The organism is Microtetraspora sp. NBRC 16547, from assembly GCF_030268965.1.
In the GTDB taxonomy this organism is placed as follows: Bacteria; Actinomycetota; Actinomycetes; order Streptosporangiales; family Streptosporangiaceae; genus Microtetraspora.
Genome location: NZ_BSSE01000003.1, coordinates 62,573 through 77,071 on the forward strand (window position 1 = coordinate 62,573; position 14,499 = coordinate 77,071).

General features: G+C 70.4%; 13 protein-coding genes, 1 pseudogene and 1 riboswitch. Of the genes and pseudogenes, 11 read left to right on the forward strand and 3 right to left on the reverse strand.

Annotation, left to right across the window (positions count from 1 at the left end; genetic code table 11):
• A riboswitch (cobalamin riboswitch) is annotated at positions 1-146 on the forward strand.
• Positions 147-224: 78 nt separating this feature from the next.
• The 7 genes and pseudogenes from QSK17_RS05610 to QSK17_RS05635 all read left to right on the forward strand — a co-directional run bounded on the left by QSK17_RS05610 (position 225) and on the right by QSK17_RS05635 (position 6,890).
• Positions 225-1,178, forward strand: a complete 954-nt coding sequence (locus QSK17_RS05610) for an ABC transporter substrate-binding protein (protein ID WP_285703335.1) — start codon at positions 225-227, stop codon at positions 1,176-1,178.
• Between the two features lie 98 nt (positions 1,179-1,276).
• A pseudogene (locus QSK17_RS36075) lies at positions 1,277-1,513 on the forward strand (pentapeptide repeat-containing protein); the annotation flags it as partial.
• Positions 1,514-1,576: 63 nt separating this feature from the next.
• Positions 1,577-2,590 (forward strand): FecCD family ABC transporter permease, encoded by a 1,014-nt coding sequence (locus tag QSK17_RS05615; protein ID WP_285703336.1) that lies wholly within the window; start codon positions 1,577-1,579, stop codon positions 2,588-2,590.
• Positions 2,587-3,384 (forward strand): ABC transporter ATP-binding protein, encoded by a 798-nt coding sequence (locus tag QSK17_RS05620; protein WP_285703337.1) that lies wholly within the window; start codon positions 2,587-2,589, stop codon positions 3,382-3,384. The genes QSK17_RS05615 and QSK17_RS05620 overlap by 4 nt, the downstream gene beginning before the upstream one ends.
• A gap of 15 nt (positions 3,385-3,399) precedes the next feature.
• Positions 3,400-4,200, forward strand: coding sequence for an adenosylcobinamide amidohydrolase (locus tag QSK17_RS05625; protein ID WP_502889158.1), 801 nt, complete (start codon positions 3,400-3,402; stop codon positions 4,198-4,200).
• 129 nt (positions 4,201-4,329) lie between these two features.
• The gene (locus tag QSK17_RS05630) at positions 4,330-5,085 is read left to right on the forward strand and encodes an ABC transporter ATP-binding protein (RefSeq protein WP_285703339.1); all 756 of its coding nucleotides are present in this window, start codon (positions 4,330-4,332) and stop codon (positions 5,083-5,085) included.
• A complete protein-coding gene (locus QSK17_RS05635) occupies positions 5,070-6,890 on the forward strand; it encodes a hypothetical protein (protein ID WP_285703340.1) in 1,821 nt (606 codons plus the stop codon). The genes QSK17_RS05630 and QSK17_RS05635 overlap by 16 nt, the downstream gene beginning before the upstream one ends.
• Before the next feature lie 121 nt (positions 6,891-7,011).
• On the opposite strand, the gene QSK17_RS05640 is transcribed toward QSK17_RS05635, so the two are convergent.
• Entirely contained in the window at positions 7,012-7,797 is a 786-nt protein-coding gene (locus QSK17_RS05640) for a DsbA family protein (RefSeq protein ID WP_285703341.1), read from the reverse strand.
• A 47-nt stretch (positions 7,798-7,844) separates the two neighbouring features.
• On the reverse strand, positions 7,845-8,486 hold the full coding sequence (locus QSK17_RS05645; protein WP_285703342.1) for a vitamin K epoxide reductase family protein: 642 nt from the start codon (positions 8,484-8,486) through the stop codon (positions 7,845-7,847).
• A gap of 435 nt (positions 8,487-8,921) precedes the next feature.
• Here QSK17_RS05645 and QSK17_RS05650 point away from each other — a divergent pair, with 435 nt between their 5' ends.
• Together QSK17_RS05650 and QSK17_RS05655 are read left to right on the forward strand one after the other, a co-directional pair.
• Complete coding sequence (locus QSK17_RS05650) at positions 8,922-10,109, forward strand: sensor histidine kinase (protein WP_285703343.1); 1,188 nt, start codon at positions 8,922-8,924, stop codon at positions 10,107-10,109.
• The gene (locus QSK17_RS05655) at positions 10,109-10,783 is read left to right on the forward strand and encodes a response regulator (RefSeq protein WP_285703344.1); all 675 of its coding nucleotides are present in this window, start codon (positions 10,109-10,111) and stop codon (positions 10,781-10,783) included. Before QSK17_RS05650 ends, QSK17_RS05655 begins: the two co-directional genes overlap by 1 nt.
• Here QSK17_RS05655 and QSK17_RS05660 read toward each other — a convergent pair.
• Positions 10,723-11,424: a hypothetical protein gene (locus QSK17_RS05660; RefSeq protein ID WP_285703346.1), complete on the reverse strand. Its 702-nt coding sequence runs from the start codon at positions 11,422-11,424 to the stop codon at positions 10,723-10,725. The genes QSK17_RS05655 and QSK17_RS05660 overlap by 61 nt on opposite strands.
• Positions 11,425-11,608: 184 nt before the next feature.
• Here QSK17_RS05660 and QSK17_RS05665 point away from each other — a divergent pair, with 184 nt between their 5' ends.
• Complete coding sequence (locus QSK17_RS05665) at positions 11,609-13,771, forward strand: DUF6421 family protein (RefSeq protein ID WP_285703348.1); 2,163 nt, start codon at positions 11,609-11,611, stop codon at positions 13,769-13,771.
• Between the two features lie 43 nt (positions 13,772-13,814).
• On the forward strand, positions 13,815-14,471 hold the full coding sequence (locus QSK17_RS05670) for an SDR family NAD(P)-dependent oxidoreductase (RefSeq protein ID WP_285703349.1): 657 nt from the start codon (positions 13,815-13,817) through the stop codon (positions 14,469-14,471).
• Positions 14,472-14,499: the final 28 nt, after the last annotated feature.

Below are 14,499 nucleotides of genomic sequence, written 5' to 3' on the forward strand. Positions count from 1 at the left end.
AGACTATTTGGTGAGTGGTGCGGTTGATACCGTTCATCCCGACGCACGGCGTAGCGAAGTCCGGTGAGATCCCGGCGCTGTCCCGCAACTGTGAAGCCCCGTCCCCGAGGGTGAGCCAGGTCGCCTGCACCGTGCGCCGACGCCATCGACCCTCGTGGAAAAGGGTGATCCGTCCATCGACACGGGTCTCTCCGATTCCCGGTGATTTCCCCCAGGAGGACTTCGTGTCGCGCCTACGCACGACCTTCACGGGCGCGTTGCTGGGTGTCGTCGCCCTGGCCGGATGCGGCCAGACCGACGGTACGTCCAGCGCCGCCCCTTCGGCGACCCCCACCGCCGCCGCGACCGCCGCGGGTTCCGCCTTCCCCGTCACGGTCCAGGCGGGCAACGGCGCGGTGACGATCGCCAAGCGCCCGGAGCGCATCGTGTCGCTCTCCCCGACGGCCACCGAGACCCTGTACGCCCTGGGCGCCGGAAGCCAGGTCGCCGCCGTCGACGACCAGTCCAACTACCCGGCCGACGCGCCGAAGACCACACTGTCCGGGTTCAAGCCCAACGTCGAGGCCATCGTGGGCGCCAAGCCCGACCTGGTCGTGCTGTCCAACGACATCGACGGCGTCGTGGCCGGGCTGACGAAGGTGGGCGTGCCCGTCATCGTGGAGCCCGCCGCCAACACGCTCGACGAGGCGTACGACGAGATCACCGACCTGGGCGCCGCCACCGGCAACGCCGAGAAGGCCGCCGAGATCATAACCGGCATGAAGCAGGAGCTCGACCGGCTGGCCGCCGCCGCGCCCAAGGACAAGAAGCTCACGTACTACCACGAGCTGGACACCACGCCCTACGCGGCGACCTCCACGACCTTCCTCGGCCAGATCTACGGCCTTTTCGGGCTCGTCAACATCGCGGACGAGGCGCCCGACGCGGCCGGCGGGTACCCCAAGCTCTCCTCGGAGTTCGTCGTCAAGGCGGACCCGGCGCTGATCTTCCTCGGGGACACCAAGTGCTGCGGCCAGAACAAGGACGCCCTGACCAAGCGCCCCGGCTGGTCCGGCCTGTCCGCGATCAAGAACGACCGCGTGATCGAGCTTGACGACGACATCGCCTCCCGCTGGGGCCCGCGCGTCGTCGATCTCGCCAAGACGGTCGGCGAGGCCGTCCAGAAGGCCGCGAGCTGAGCCGGGCCCATCTGAGCCGGGCCGACCCGAGCCGAAGCGGCTGGGCCTGCCTCGGCCGGACCGGACAGAGCGAAAGAGCTGACTGAACTGAGTACGTCATGACCGCCGACCAGTCGCGCGCCGATCTGCCGCGTGCGGACGTGGCACGCGCGGATCCGCCGCGCGCCGATCCGGCACGCACCGACTCGCCACGCGCGGATCGAACCCGGTCCGATCAGGCGGGGCCCGATCAGGACCGGACCGAATTTTCACGGGCCGAATTTTCACGGGCCGAATTTTCACGGGCCGAACTTTCACGGGCCGAACTTTCACGGGCCGGTCTGTCACGGGCCGGTCTGTCACGGGCCGGTCTGTCACGGGCCGGTCAGGCGTGGGCGGGCCGGCCGCGTACCGGGCGGATGCGGACGGTGACGCTGCTGGTCGCGGTGGTCCTCCTGCTCGCGAGCATGGCCGCAGGGCTGCTGGTCGGCGCGGCCGGGATCTCTCCGAAGGGGATCCTGCTCGCGCTGCTCGACCGGCTGCCGTTCGTCGACGTGGACTCGGGGCTCGCGCCCGTCGACCAGGGAGTGTTGTTCCAGCTCCGGCTGCCGAGGGTGCTGCTCGCGGCGATCGTCGGGGGGCTGCTGGCCATCGCGGGCGCGGGCTACCAGGGGGTGTTCCGCAATCCGCTGGCCGACCCCTACCTGCTCGGCGCCGCGGCGGGGGCCGGGCTCTGCGTGACCCTGGTCGTCGTCTTCCTCGGCGGGGAGGCGGGAGTGGCCACCGTCCCCGTCGCCGCGTTCGTGGGTGCGGTCGGCGGCGTGTCCCTCGCGTACGCCGTGGGGAACACCGCGGGCCGCGGCGGCGGAACCGCCACGCTGGTGCTCGCCGGCGTGGCGGTCACGTCGTTCCTGACCGCGATCCAGACCTTCGTGCAGCAGCTCAAGGTGGAGGAGCTCCAGCGGATCTACTCCTGGATCCTGGGCGACGTCGGCGGCGGCTGGGAGCAGGTGTGGATGATCGTTCCGTACGCCGTGGTCTCCACGATCGCGCTGCTGCTGCACGGGCGGCTGCTCGACGTGCTGTCGGTCGGCGACGACGAGGCCACCGGGCTGGGGCTGCGGGCCGGCCGGGTCCGGTTCGTCGTGCTGCTGGCCGCCTCCCTCGCCACCGCGTCCGCGGTCGCCGTGAGCGGGCTGATCCCCTTCGTCGGGATTGTGGTGCCCCATGTGGTGCGACGGCTGGCGGGCTGGTCCTACCGCGTGGTGCTGCCGCTGTCGTTCCTGGGCGGCGCGGCCTTCCTGGTGCTCGGCGACTTGGTCGCCCGTACGGTGCTCGCCCCGGCGGAGTTGCCCATCGGCGTCGTCACGGCTTTCGTGGGCGCGCCGTTCTTCGTCGCGGTCCTGCGCCTGACCAGGAAGGTGGGGACATGAGCGGCGGCCGGACGTACCCGCTGGGGGTCAGGGACCTCGGCGTCACGCTCGACGGGCGCGAGGTCGTCGTCGGCGCCGGGCTCTCGGCGGGCGGCGGCGAGTGGCTGGCAGTCGTCGGACCCAACGGAGCGGGCAAGTCCACCCTGCTCAAGGCGATGATGGGACTCCTGCCGCACGTCGGCGAGGTCGTCGTCGGCGACGTCCGGGTGCGGGATCTGAAACCCCGCGAGCGGGCCAGGCTCATCGCGTACGCGCCGCAGAGCCCGTCGCTGCCGCCCGACATGACCGTGTTCGACTACACCCTTCTCGGGCGGACGCCGTACATCCCCTATCTGGGGCGGGAGAGCGCACGGGACCGGGAGATCGCCGGGGCGGTGCTAGAGCGGCTGGACCTCGCCGGGTTCGCGGCCCGGCCCCTCGCCCACCTGTCGGGCGGCGAGCGGCAGCGCGTCGTCCTCGCCCGGGCGCTGACCCAGCAGGCTCCCGTGCTGCTGCTGGACGAGCCCACCACCGCCCTCGACCTGGGACATCAGCAGCAGGTGCTCGAACTGGTGGACCGGCTCCGCGTGGGTGACGGGCTCACCGTGGTGACGACGCTGCACGACCTGAGCCTGGCCGGGCAGTACGCCGACGCTCTGCTGCTGCTCGCGGGCGGCCGGGTGGTCGCCTCCGGACCGCCCGCGCAGGTGCTCACCGAGCCGCTGCTGGCCCGGCACTTCGGTGCCCGCGTACGCGTGGAGGCCGGAGCGGACGGGCGGCCTCTCGTGCACCTGCTCCGTCCCGATGATCGATAGGTTCCGGGCATGAGAATGACGCTGGGATACCGGGACGAGGACGGAGCGCGGCTCGCGTCGTTGCTGTGGGAGTTCGGCCCGGGCTGGCGGATGATCTCATCGGCGATGCTCGGCGGTGGCATCGGCCCCCGCGAGTGGGTGCTGAACGCCCAGGTCATCGGCGCGTACGCGCGGATGGACCCGCTGGACCACCTGGCCGAACTCGCGCCGGAGGGCGCCGGAGCGGGCGTCGGCATGCTCACCGCGGCGTCCGTGGACCGGTACGTCCAGGCGTCCGACGGGGGAGTGGAGGCGGTCGCCACGGTCGGGCTGCGCGTACCGACATGGGCGGCCTCCCCCGAGGGCAGGACCGACCCCGAGCTGCGTCCCGCGCTCGTCGACCCGGCCCCGCTCGACCCGGCCCAGCTTGATCCGGCCTCGCTCGACCCGGCCCAGCTTGATTCGGCCCAGCTTGATTCGGCCCCGCTCGACTCCGCGCCGTCGGGTTTCCCCGCGCCCGGGACCATCAACATCATCGTGGCGGTTCCGGTCCCGTTCACCGACGCGGCGCTGGTCAACGCGGTCATGACCGTGACAGAGGCCAAGACCCAGGCGTTGATCGAGGCCGGATTCCAGTGCACGGGCACCGCCTCCGACGCCGTCTGCGTCGCCGTACGGGACGGTGGCGTGGGTGGTGGACAGGGAGACGGCCCGGGCGACGGCACGGGGGAGCTCTTCGGCGGTCCGAGGTCTATTTGGGGCGCCCGGATCGCGCGGGCCGTCCATCAGGCCGTCCTCGCCGGAGCCCGGCACTGGACCGCCACCCACCTCGGTTAGCCGGGTCATATGAACTTAATTGCCTTTATGGAGGCCGTGTCCCTCTGAATAATGGAATTTCGTGATCCGCACCCTGGATACACGTACGCGAACCGGTCACCCCCTACGCCGCGCACCCCGGAGAGCTTCATGACCTCAGCGCTAGAGATCAATGGCCTGTCCAAGAGCTTCGGGGACAAGGTCGCGGTCGACAACGTCGACCTGACGGTTCCCCAAGGCTCCTTCTACGGCCTCGTCGGCCAGAACGGCGCGGGCAAGACCACCACGCTCGCCATGGCCGTCGGGCTGCTGCGCCCGGATGGCGGGAGCTCCCGGATCTTCGGTTCGGACGTCTGGGCCGACCCGACCCACGCCAAGTCGCTGGTCGGCGTGCTGCCCGACGGCCTGGCGATGCCGGAACGGCTGACCGGCCGCGAGGTGCTCACCTACCTCGGCCTGCTGCGCGGCCTGCCCAGGGAGGTCGTCGCCGAACGCGCCCACGAGCTGCTGTCCGTGCTGGAGCTCGACGAGGCGGAGAAGACCCTCGTGATCGAGTACTCCACGGGCATGCGCAAGAAGATCGGGCTGGCCATCGCCCTGCTGCACGCCCCGCGGCTGCTCGTGCTCGACGAGCCCTTCGAGGCCGTCGATCCCGTCTCGGCGGCCACGATCAAGACCATCCTGCGGGGCTTCGTGGCGGGCGGCGGGTCCATCGTGCTGTCCAGTCACGTCATGGCCCTGGTCGAGCAGCTCTGCGACCACGTCGCCGTGATCGACAAGGGGAGGGTGGCCGCGGCGGGCCCCTTGGACGAGGTCAGAGGCGCTCACTCCCTGGAGGACACCTTCGTCGAACTGGTCGGCGCGTCCGACGTCGGGACGAAGGAGCTGTCGTGGCTGTCGCGCTGACCATGGTGGCGATGAAGCTCGCCATCCTGCGCCACTCGATGACTGGCCAGAAGGGCGGCCTCATCGCGACCGGCGGCGGGCTCGGCCTGGCCCTGGTGGCCGCGACCATCGTCGCGGCGGTCGTGAACGCCGACCTGCTCGCCGCGGCGTACGCGATCTGGATGCTCGGGTGGATCTTCGGCCCGGTCTTCACCGGGGGCGGCGACGAGACGCTCCGCCCCGAGTACTTCACCCTCATCGGCCTCCCGCCGCGCCGCCTGGCGACCGGCCTGTTGGTGTCCGCCTTCGTCGGCGTCGCGCCCGCGATCAGCCTGCTCGCCCTGACCGGGCTCGTAGTCGTCGGCGTACGGCAGGGCCCGGCGGCGGCGCTGGTGGCCCTGCCCGCGATGGTCCTGCAACTGGCGATCTTCGTCTTGCTGTCCCGGGTCGCGGTGGCCGTCATGGGCATCGCCCTGCGCTCGCGCGTGGGCGCCATCAGCGCCGGTCTGATCAACGGTGTGATCGTGGCCGCCCTCGGCCAGTGCTGGGTCTTCATGGTGGCGTTGGGGGAGGCGGGCGGGCTGCCCGCCGGGGCGTCCACGGCGGTGCGCTACCTCCCGTCCGGCTGGGGGCTGACCGCGGTGGAGGCCGCGGGCGCCGGCGACTGGGGGCGCGCGGGCCTCGCGGTCGGCGCGATGGTGGTGCTCGTGGCGCTGCTGCTGACCGTCTGGGCGGCCCTGCTCACCCGGCGCGCGGGCGCGGTCAGGCCGTCCACGCGCGGGCGGCGGCCGATGACGGCCTCGACCGCTTCCGGCGCCGTGCTGGCCAAGGAGCTGCGCACCTGGTCGCGGGACCTGGTGCGGACCCACCAGCTGACCTTCGCCCTCGCCTACGGTGTCTTCTTCGCCGCCGCTCCGCTGCTCATCGGCTGGAACGGCATGCTGCCCTACGCGGGACCGATCTTCATCGTCATGGCCGCCGCGATGTCGGCCAACGTCTACGGCGTGGACGGCACCGCGTTGTGGCTCACGATGATGTGCCCGGACGGGGCCGACGTGCGGGGCAGGCAGCGGGCCTGGCTGCTGACGGTCGGCCCCCTGGCGGTGGCGCTGGGGCTCGCCTTCACCGCTGTGACCGGGGGCCCGTGGCCGCTGGTGCTGGCGCTCACTCCCGCTCTGCTCGGCGGCGGCGCCGGGGTCGTGGTCCTCATGTCGGTGTACGCGCTCGTTCCCGGCACCGACCCGCACCGGCGCGGCGGCAACCCGCTGCGCTTCAGCGAGGACGAGGGCGCGTTGACCGGCCAGGCCTACGCCGTACTGGCCCTGGTGGCGCTCACCGGGGCGCCGGCGGGAGTGGCGGTCGCGCTGTTCGGCTGGGTGGGTGTGGCCGTCGGCGTGGCGACCGGTGTGCTGTGCTTCTGGTCGTTCGGGTCGCTCGCCCAGCGACGGCTGCACACCCATGGGCCCGAGCTGCTGCACACCATGCGAACGGGCAAGCGGCCCCCCGCCGCGCCGGGCAGCGGACGGAGCCGGTGGAAGTTCGACGACCTCCCGCGTCGCGAGCGGATCATCTCCATCGTCTGCTGGTCGACCGGCGCGATCCCGCTCTTCCCCCAGGGCATCGTGGCCGGCGTGTTCAAGGTCAACGGGATCACCGAGCGGAGCTGGTTCCTCGCGCTCTACCTGCCCGAGGGGCTCCAGTGGCCGATGATCGGCTTCATGGTCCTGCTCGGCCTGAGCATCTACGGTCTGGGCCTGTGGATCCCCTTGCGCCATCGCGAGGCGGTGACGGGGGACAAGGTCAACGGCGCGAAGGCCACGGTTTGAAGGTCACGGTGTTGACCATGTGGTCGATCAGCATCGCCGACCCCAGCGCACTGCTCGTGTGCTGGGGTCCCCCACCGCGCGGCGACTCAGGCGGTCAATGTCCGATCGTGACCAAGGATCGCTAGGAGGCGGCCGTGGCGAGTATCCGCTCCAGGCTGGAGGGATCGGCGAAGATCTCCTCCATCTGCTTATTCTCGAGTTTCTTACCGTTGAGCTTCAGGGTGGGGGTGGACGTCACCTGCTGTTCTTTCGCGTACTGGGTCGCCTTCGCGATGTCGTCGGCCTTCTCCATGCCCGTCACGCATTTGTCGAACTCGGGACTGTAGAAGCCGAGATCCCGGGACCAGTTGAGGAGTTCCTTGTTCTCAAAGCCGTTCTTCCCCTCTTCCGGCTGATAGGCGTACAGCGTTTTGGCGTACGAGGCCCACTTGTCGGCCGGAGCGCAGAACGCCGCGTTCGCCCCGCGGCGGGACACCGAGGGAATCGGTTCGGGGAAATCCGGGGCCGTGAGGAGCTGGAACGGCCGGTAGACCACCCTCGCCTTACCGTCGGAGGCCGCCTTCTTCATCGCGTCACCCGCCCTCTCATCGAGCTTTCGGCAGGCCGGGCACTGGAAGTCCCCGAAAACCTCCAGGGTGGGGCCGGTGACGCCCTCCTTCGCCATGAGAATCGACCCGTCGGCCTGGCGGGTGGCGGTGACCGCGGGCCCGGTGTACGCGATCGCCTTCTGGCTGCTCTTACCGGCCTTGTCCTGGACGGCGACTACGGCGACCACCGCCACCGAGGCCGCGACAAGCCCGCCGATCACGCCCAGCAGTAGCTTGCGTTGCTTTTCGCGTGCCCGCTGCTTCCTGCGTTCCTCGGCGACCCGTTCTCTGGCGGATCGCTGCCGGGCGCTCTTACTCATTCGTTCTCCCTGCAAAATCGCAAGCCGTGGTTTCGGCCTGGCCGCGGTCAGGACTCCTGACCGATGCGGCGGTATTCATCGAGTACGACGAGGCCGAGCAACAGGACGGTGATCACGTGGATGGCCGTACACCAAAGACAGATCTTGCCCAGGACGATCAGCTCTGCGGCGACCAGGTAGACGACGAACAGCACTCCCACGATCGCGCCGCCGAGCCGCCCCCATCTGATGATCGGGTGATCTGAGCGCCATGCCCACGGAGTGACTAGCGCGCCGAAGCCGATGAAGTACGCCAGCCCCAGCAGCGGGAGCGGGATTCCGAACACCGTGGAGAATTCGCTCGACGTCACCGCGGCGCAGTCGACCGTCGCGTTTTCCGCGCAGACGAGTGATATTTCCTGACTGTAGTGGTCGATGGTGAGGTATATCGAAACCGCCAATCCCGCGGTGACCAGGATCGCCAGTGAGGCGATGAGCCATCCTGGACGATTGGGGACCGGTGCTCGTTTGGTTCGCGAGCCGGCATCGTGGATCACGGGCGGTCCTTTCGTGTGAACGGCCGCCGACCAGTTCTCCGCACATGGGGTCTGCGCTTGTCGCCGGCTCGTGTCCGTGGCCCGGAAAAACACAGGGTACCGCGCATGTGTGATGGGGAGGAAAACGGGTGATCCGGCTTCTGCTCGGCGCATCGCCCTCCGCTGCGGCGCTTCATCGTTAGCCCGCGAAGCAGCACATTCCGGAATCGCGCAGGTATCCCGCTCGCGTCCGCACTTCACCGACCGCGGCGGGAATTATTCGATGTGACGCAGGTTACATTCGTCCTCCGGGTCCACGGTGAATTCGACGTCCCCGCTTTCGGGGGTGACGGTGAACCCGCTGCCCTCGGCGGGGTCGGTGTCGTACTCCCGGACGAACTGCTGGAGGACGCCGCGGTCGTCGGACAGCGTGATGGAGACGTGTGTGCTGGACTCGATGCGAACGGCGCCGGGGGTGACTCGGTCGACGGAGCCGCTGGGGTGGGGGTGGGCGGCCGATCACGCGCTCACTTGCAGTCCGTTTGGCATCCGATTGAAGCGCCGCTCGGCCCGTTTCCCTCGTCGAAGCAGCGTATTAATGTGCCCGGTATGCCCCCGGTCGCGCTCCCCATGGTCCGCCATTTCCGATCACTTCCCCGGGTCGACGTCCTGATCGGCGGCGCGGTGATCGCTCTCGGCACGTTGGAGGCGCTGACGGTCGCGACGTCGTACGGCGCGACGCAGAACCCGCAGTTCTGGTGGGTGGCGCAGGCCGTCGTCACCGGCGTCCTGGTCGTCTACCGCCGCAGGTTCCCCGTCGCGGTCTTCATCCTGATGCTGCTCGCGCAGTACGCGTGGCACCGGCAGGGGAACGAGGGCTGTCCCGTCTGGCAGCTCGCCTCGCTGCTGATCGTCTTCCACACGCTCGGAGCGAACCTGCCGCTGAAACCGGGCGCGTCCTGGGCGGTCGCGGGCATCCTCATCTTCGACTCGGGCGCGGTGGACCACCGGTGGCTGGATCTCGCTGAGGTCATCTTCCTCACCGTCCTCTTCGGCTCGGCGTACCTGACCGGGCTGGCCCTGCGCGGCTACCAGGTGCGCGTGCAGCGGATGGCCGAGCGGGCGGCCCGCATGGAGCTGGAGCGCGAGCGCCGGGCCGCCGAGGCGGTCGCCGCCGAGCGCACCCGGATCGCCAGGGAGCTGCACGACGTCGTCGCCCACAGCGTGAGCATGATGGTCATGCGGGCCGGAGTCCTGCGCCGTTCCCTCGGAGGAGACAACGAGATCCTCTCCGGCATCGAGCAGAGCGGCAGGGAGGCCGTCGAGGAGCTGCGCATCATGCTCGGGGCGCTTCGGATGCCGCAGGACGAGGCGCTGCCCCAGCCGGGCCTGGACATGGTGGAGAACCTCATCTCCACGGTCGGCTCGTCCGGGCTCCGCGTCCACCTCGCCGTCGAGGGCGAGCCGGTACGGCTCCCGCCCGGCCTCGACCTGTCCGCCTACCGGATCGTCCAGGAGGCGCTGACCAACGCGGCGAAGTACGCGGGCGACGCCGATGTGCGGATCACGATCGGCTACTTCGACGACGTCGTGGAACTCCAGATCGTCGATAATGGCACGACCGGCCCGTCCGCGGCCGGGGCCGGGCTGTCCACCGGCAACGGGCTCATCGGCATGCGCGAGCGGGCCGAGCTGTTCGGCGGCTCGCTCGAGACGGGCCCGCTGCCCGGGGGCGGCTTCCGGGTCCACGCCAGGCTTCCCGTCTCCCAAGGGGTCTCCATGAGCGAGCGCGCGTGATGAGCGAGGGTTCCCCGATCCGCGTCGTCGTCGCGGACGACCAGGCCATGATCCGCGCGGGACTGCGCATGGTCGTCGAGAGCGAGCCCGGCATGGAGGTCGTGGCCGAGGCCGCCGACGGCGCGGAGGCGGTGGCCGTCGTCCGGCGGTACCAGCCGGACGTCGTCCTGATGGACATCTCGATGCCCCGGATGGACGGCCTGACCGCGGCCAGGCAGCTCCTCGACACCCCACGCCCCCCGAAGATCATCATGTTGACGACCTTCGACACCGACGAGAACCTGTACGCCGCGCTCCGCGCCGGGACGAGCGGGTTCCTGCTGAAGGTGTCGCCGCCGGAGCAGCTCGTCGAGGCCATCAGGGTCGTGGCCGGCGGCGACGGGCTGCTCGACCCGGCGGTGACCACCCGGGTGATCGCGTCCTTCGCCGGGCGGCACGAGCCGGTCCGCCCGCCGCGGCTGTCCGAGCTGACGCCGCGCGAGCTGGAGGTGCTGCGGATGCTCGCCCGCGGCCTCACCAACGCCGAGATCGCCGGGGAGCTCTTCGTCGGAGAGGCCACGGTCAAGACCCACGTCGCGCGCGTGCTCATGAAGCTGAACCTCCGCGACCGCGCTCAGGCGGTTGTCTTCGCATACGAGTCGGGCGTGGTGACTCCCGGAGCCGCGGCGGGATAGTACGCCGCCCACGCGTCGTCGCCCATCCGCAGCACCTTCAGGCCGAACGCGCCGAGGGCGACGACGGGCAGTCCCCAGAAGGCGATCGTGAGCGGGCCGTACGGCACGGGGAACGAGGCGAGGTAGCCGACGGCCACCGTGAGCGGCACCCACCAGTGGACGGCTTTGGCCCGCCACACGGCGGTCAGCAGCAGCGGCAGGGAGACGAGCCCCACCATTCCAGGGAGCACGAAGCCGAAGGTCAGGTGCGGCAGGTCCATCATCTCGTTCATGATGCGCTCCGCCTCCTCCGGCGGGTAGTGCTGCCCGAGCCACCACTCGGGCGGGTCGGTCATCAGCAGAGCCGAGGCGTTGATGTAGCCGAGAATGGCCATCACACCCGTGATGTGGCCGAACGCGACGACGCGGCGCCGTACGAAGTGCAGCAGGCCGAAGGCGGCGACGGCCATCAGCAGCCAGCTCCAGTGGTAGAGCACGGACTGGAGCTGGGCGAGGGCCGGGTTGTCGCCGTAGCTGACCGCCTCCCGGTCGTCGCCCCAGGTGCCGGGGTCGACGATCACGGCGACGAGCTGCAGCAACGGGGCGAGGATCAGCAGCGTGCCCGTGGCGACGCGCCTGAATCTGGTCGAGTTCTTGAGCATGGGACTTTCCTCACGGTGGTGCGTGCCGATCGTTTTCCGATCGCCGGGGACGTTAGGTCGCGAGCCTCCCTACGTACGTCCGCCGCCGGGGTGATTCGCCGTCCATCGCTCGGGGGACTTGTGGTCTTTGCCATGGTTATGTGTATATTTTTCGGCAGATAGGTCCTGATTCGGGAGATATTTCATGACGACGTTCCCCTCGATCCTGTTCGACGAGGCACACAGCGAGGCATGGACCATCCGCCGTGAGATCGCGGAGGCCATGAACCCGGCGCATCCCGACGACAACAGCTACGCCAGGGCCGCGGCGACGCTGCGGGAGCTGGGCCACGCGGTGACCGCGCACACCGAAGGGCCGATCACGCCGTCCCTGCTGAGCGCCCACGACGTCTTCGTCGTCGCGCACCCGTCGGCCGAGCTGTGGGAGCGGACCACCGGCCTCGGCAGCCCCGTCTTCCCCGTCGAGGAGTTGGACGCGATCGAGGCGTACGTCGCCGACGGCGGCGGGCTGATCGTGCTGGCCGAGTGCGAGCAGGAGAAGTACGGCAGCAACCTGGCCGACCTGCTGGCCCGCTTCGGCGTCGGCGTCGAGCACGTCACCGTCCAGGACCCGGCGAACTGCCACAACAAGGTCGCGACGTGGGTCCTCGGCGCTCCGCTGGCCGGCCCCGTGCCCGCCGTTCCCGCCGCTTCCGCCGAGAACGGCCCGGCGAAGGGCGGTGCCGGGGAGCCCGGGCAGGACCTGCTGGCGGGCGTCCGGCGGGCGTGCTTCTACCGCTCCGGCACGCTGGTCGCGCCGGCCGGCGCGACCGTGCTGTTCGAGACGTCGGGGACCGCGGACCCCGCCCGCCGCCCGCTCGCCCTCGCCGTACGGCACGGCAGGGGACGGGTGGTCGTGCTCGCCGACTCCGACCTCTTCGGCGACGACTCGATCGGCGACTTCGACCACGAGCGCCTCTGGGGGAACCTCGTCACCTGGGTGGCCCGCGACCCCGCCGAGGCGGCCCACGCGGAGAGCGGATCCGCACAGTCCGCCGACCAGCAGGGGGGGGACTACCCCGCGGTGTTCGCCGGGCTCAAGACGGCCGTCGAGGAGCTGCGCGGCCTCCAGGCCAAGGACGGCTCCGTGACCGGCGACCGCGACCGCGCCGTCGCGCTCGTCGGCGACATCGTGGACCACGTCGTACGGCTCGCGCCGCGCTTCCCGCACGACCGCGCGTACCTGGACGCGGTCGTCGCCGACTTCCGCAAGTGGGTGGCCGACGGGCTCGGCGTGCCCGACTTCCTCGACTCGCTCGACGCCTTCCACCCCGACGCCCAGCGCGTGGACGGCCTGGAGCACCTCGTCGTCTTCCCGATGTACACCCAGAACGGCAACCTGGACCGCAACATCGAGGCCGTCTGGATCCGCACCGTCTGGCCGGAGTGGCTGGCCGAGCTGGAGCGCGGCGGCTACGACAACCCGATGTTCGTCCCGATCGCGTTCGTGGACTTCACCTCGGGCTACGACACCAACTCGGCGGTGCTGTTCCCCGAGACCGTCGCCGTGCGGCGGACGCCGCCCGCGTTCACCTGGGGCGGCATCTTCTGCGACCGCGAGGCGGCCAGGTTCCGCGTGGTCAGCCGGGCCGCGGCCACCACGCTGAAACTCGCCCTCCCGCCGGACGCGGCCCGGCTGCTCGCCTCCCAGCAGCTCGCCCAGGACACGTTCGTGATGTGGGACCTGATCCACGACCGGACGCACAGCCACGGCGACCTGCCGTTCGACCCCTTCATGATCAAGCAGCGGATGCCGTACTGGCTGTACGCCCTGGAGGAGCTGCGCTGCGACCTGACCGCGTTCGGCGAGGCGGTGAAGCTGGAGGCGGCCGGCGTGCCGCAGGCCAAGTACGTCCAGTACGCGATCCTGTTCGACCGGCTGTTCCGCTTCCCGATCACCGGTGACCGGGTGCGCAACTACGACGGGCTCGGCGGCCAGCTGCTCTTCGCGTACCTGCACAGGAACGACATCGTGCGGTGGACCGACAACCGGCTCACGGTCGACTGGGACCGCGTCGCCGACGGCATCGCGGACCTGCGCGGCGAGGTCGAGAAGCTCTACCGCGACGGCATCGACCGGGCCAAGCTCGCCCACTGGCTCGCCGCGCACCAGCTCGTGGCCGAGTACGTCGAGCCGCACCCCGCCTCGGTGTGGCACAAGGGAGTGGACGCGCTGCCGGTCGAGGGGTTCCCGAAGGCCGTCGTGGACGCCGTCCTGCCGGACGAGTTCCCCCTGAGCATGTTCTACGAGGCCCTGCGCCGTAAGCTCACCGATGTCGTCGAGTCCACCCGGGGGATCAGGGCGTGAGCCGGTCCACCCCCCGAGCCGTCCGCAAGAGAGTGAGTGATCGATGAGCAGAGTGATCCTGGTCGCCGGCGCGGGTGGTCCCGCCGGGCAGGCCGTCGTCCGCCGGTTCGCCGAGCTCGGCGACACCGTGATCGGCGTCGACCGGACCGGCGCCGAAGGGTGCCTCCCGATCGACCTCCTGGACGAGAAGGCCGTACGCGATCTGGCGGCGCGGATCGGCGAGGAGCACGGGCGGGTCGACGGAATCGTCCACCTCGTCGGAGGGTGGCGCGGGTCGAAGACCTTCGCCGAGACCTCGCTCGACGACTGGAACCTGCTGCACGACCTGCTGATCCGGACGCTCCAGCACGTCTCGCTCGCGTTCGAGCCGCTGCTGCGCGCCAGCGACGACGGGCGGTTCGCGATCGTCTCGGCCAAGGCGGCGCAGGCGCCCACCCAGGGCAACGCGGCGTACGCGACGGCGAAGGCGGCGGCGGAGGCCTGGACCCTGGCGCTCGCCGACGCCCTGAAGGGAACGACGTCCGCGGCGACGATCCTCGTGGTGATGGCCCTGGTCAACGACGCCATGCGGGCGGCAAACCCGGACCGGCCATACAAGGGGTACACCGACGTCGCTACCCTGGCAAAGGCCGTTTCCGACCTGTGGGAGCGCCGCCCCGAGGAAGTCAACGGGCAGCGGATCGATCTCACCGCCGGCTGAGAAGCGGGCTTCGGAAATCGTGAGAGAA

Coding starts and splice junctions, on each gene's coding strand:
- QSK17_RS05655 (WP_285703344.1), top strand. CDS start 10,109: ATGAGCGAGGGTTCCCCGATCCGCGTCGTCGTCGCGGACGACCAGGCC.
- QSK17_RS05630 (WP_285703339.1), top strand. CDS start 4,330: ATGACCTCAGCGCTAGAGATCAATGGCCTGTCCAAGAGCTTCGGGGAC.
- QSK17_RS05640 (WP_285703341.1), bottom strand. CDS start 7,797: ATGAGTAAGAGCGCCCGGCAGCGATCCGCCAGAGAACGGGTCGCCGAG.
- QSK17_RS05660 (WP_285703346.1), bottom strand. CDS start 11,424: ATGCTCAAGAACTCGACCAGATTCAGGCGCGTCGCCACGGGCACGCTG.
- QSK17_RS05615 (WP_285703336.1), top strand. CDS start 1,577: ATGCGGACGGTGACGCTGCTGGTCGCGGTGGTCCTCCTGCTCGCGAGC.
- QSK17_RS05645 (WP_285703342.1), bottom strand. CDS start 8,486: ATGCGCCGAGCAGAAGCCGGATCACCCGTTTTCCTCCCCATCACACAT.
- QSK17_RS05665 (WP_285703348.1), top strand. CDS start 11,609: ATGACGACGTTCCCCTCGATCCTGTTCGACGAGGCACACAGCGAGGCA.
- QSK17_RS05620 (WP_285703337.1), top strand. CDS start 2,587: ATGAGCGGCGGCCGGACGTACCCGCTGGGGGTCAGGGACCTCGGCGTC.
- QSK17_RS05625 (WP_502889158.1), top strand. CDS start 3,400: ATGACGCTGGGATACCGGGACGAGGACGGAGCGCGGCTCGCGTCGTTG.
- QSK17_RS05650 (WP_285703343.1), top strand. CDS start 8,922: ATGCCCCCGGTCGCGCTCCCCATGGTCCGCCATTTCCGATCACTTCCC.
- QSK17_RS05670 (WP_285703349.1), top strand. CDS start 13,815: ATGAGCAGAGTGATCCTGGTCGCCGGCGCGGGTGGTCCCGCCGGGCAG.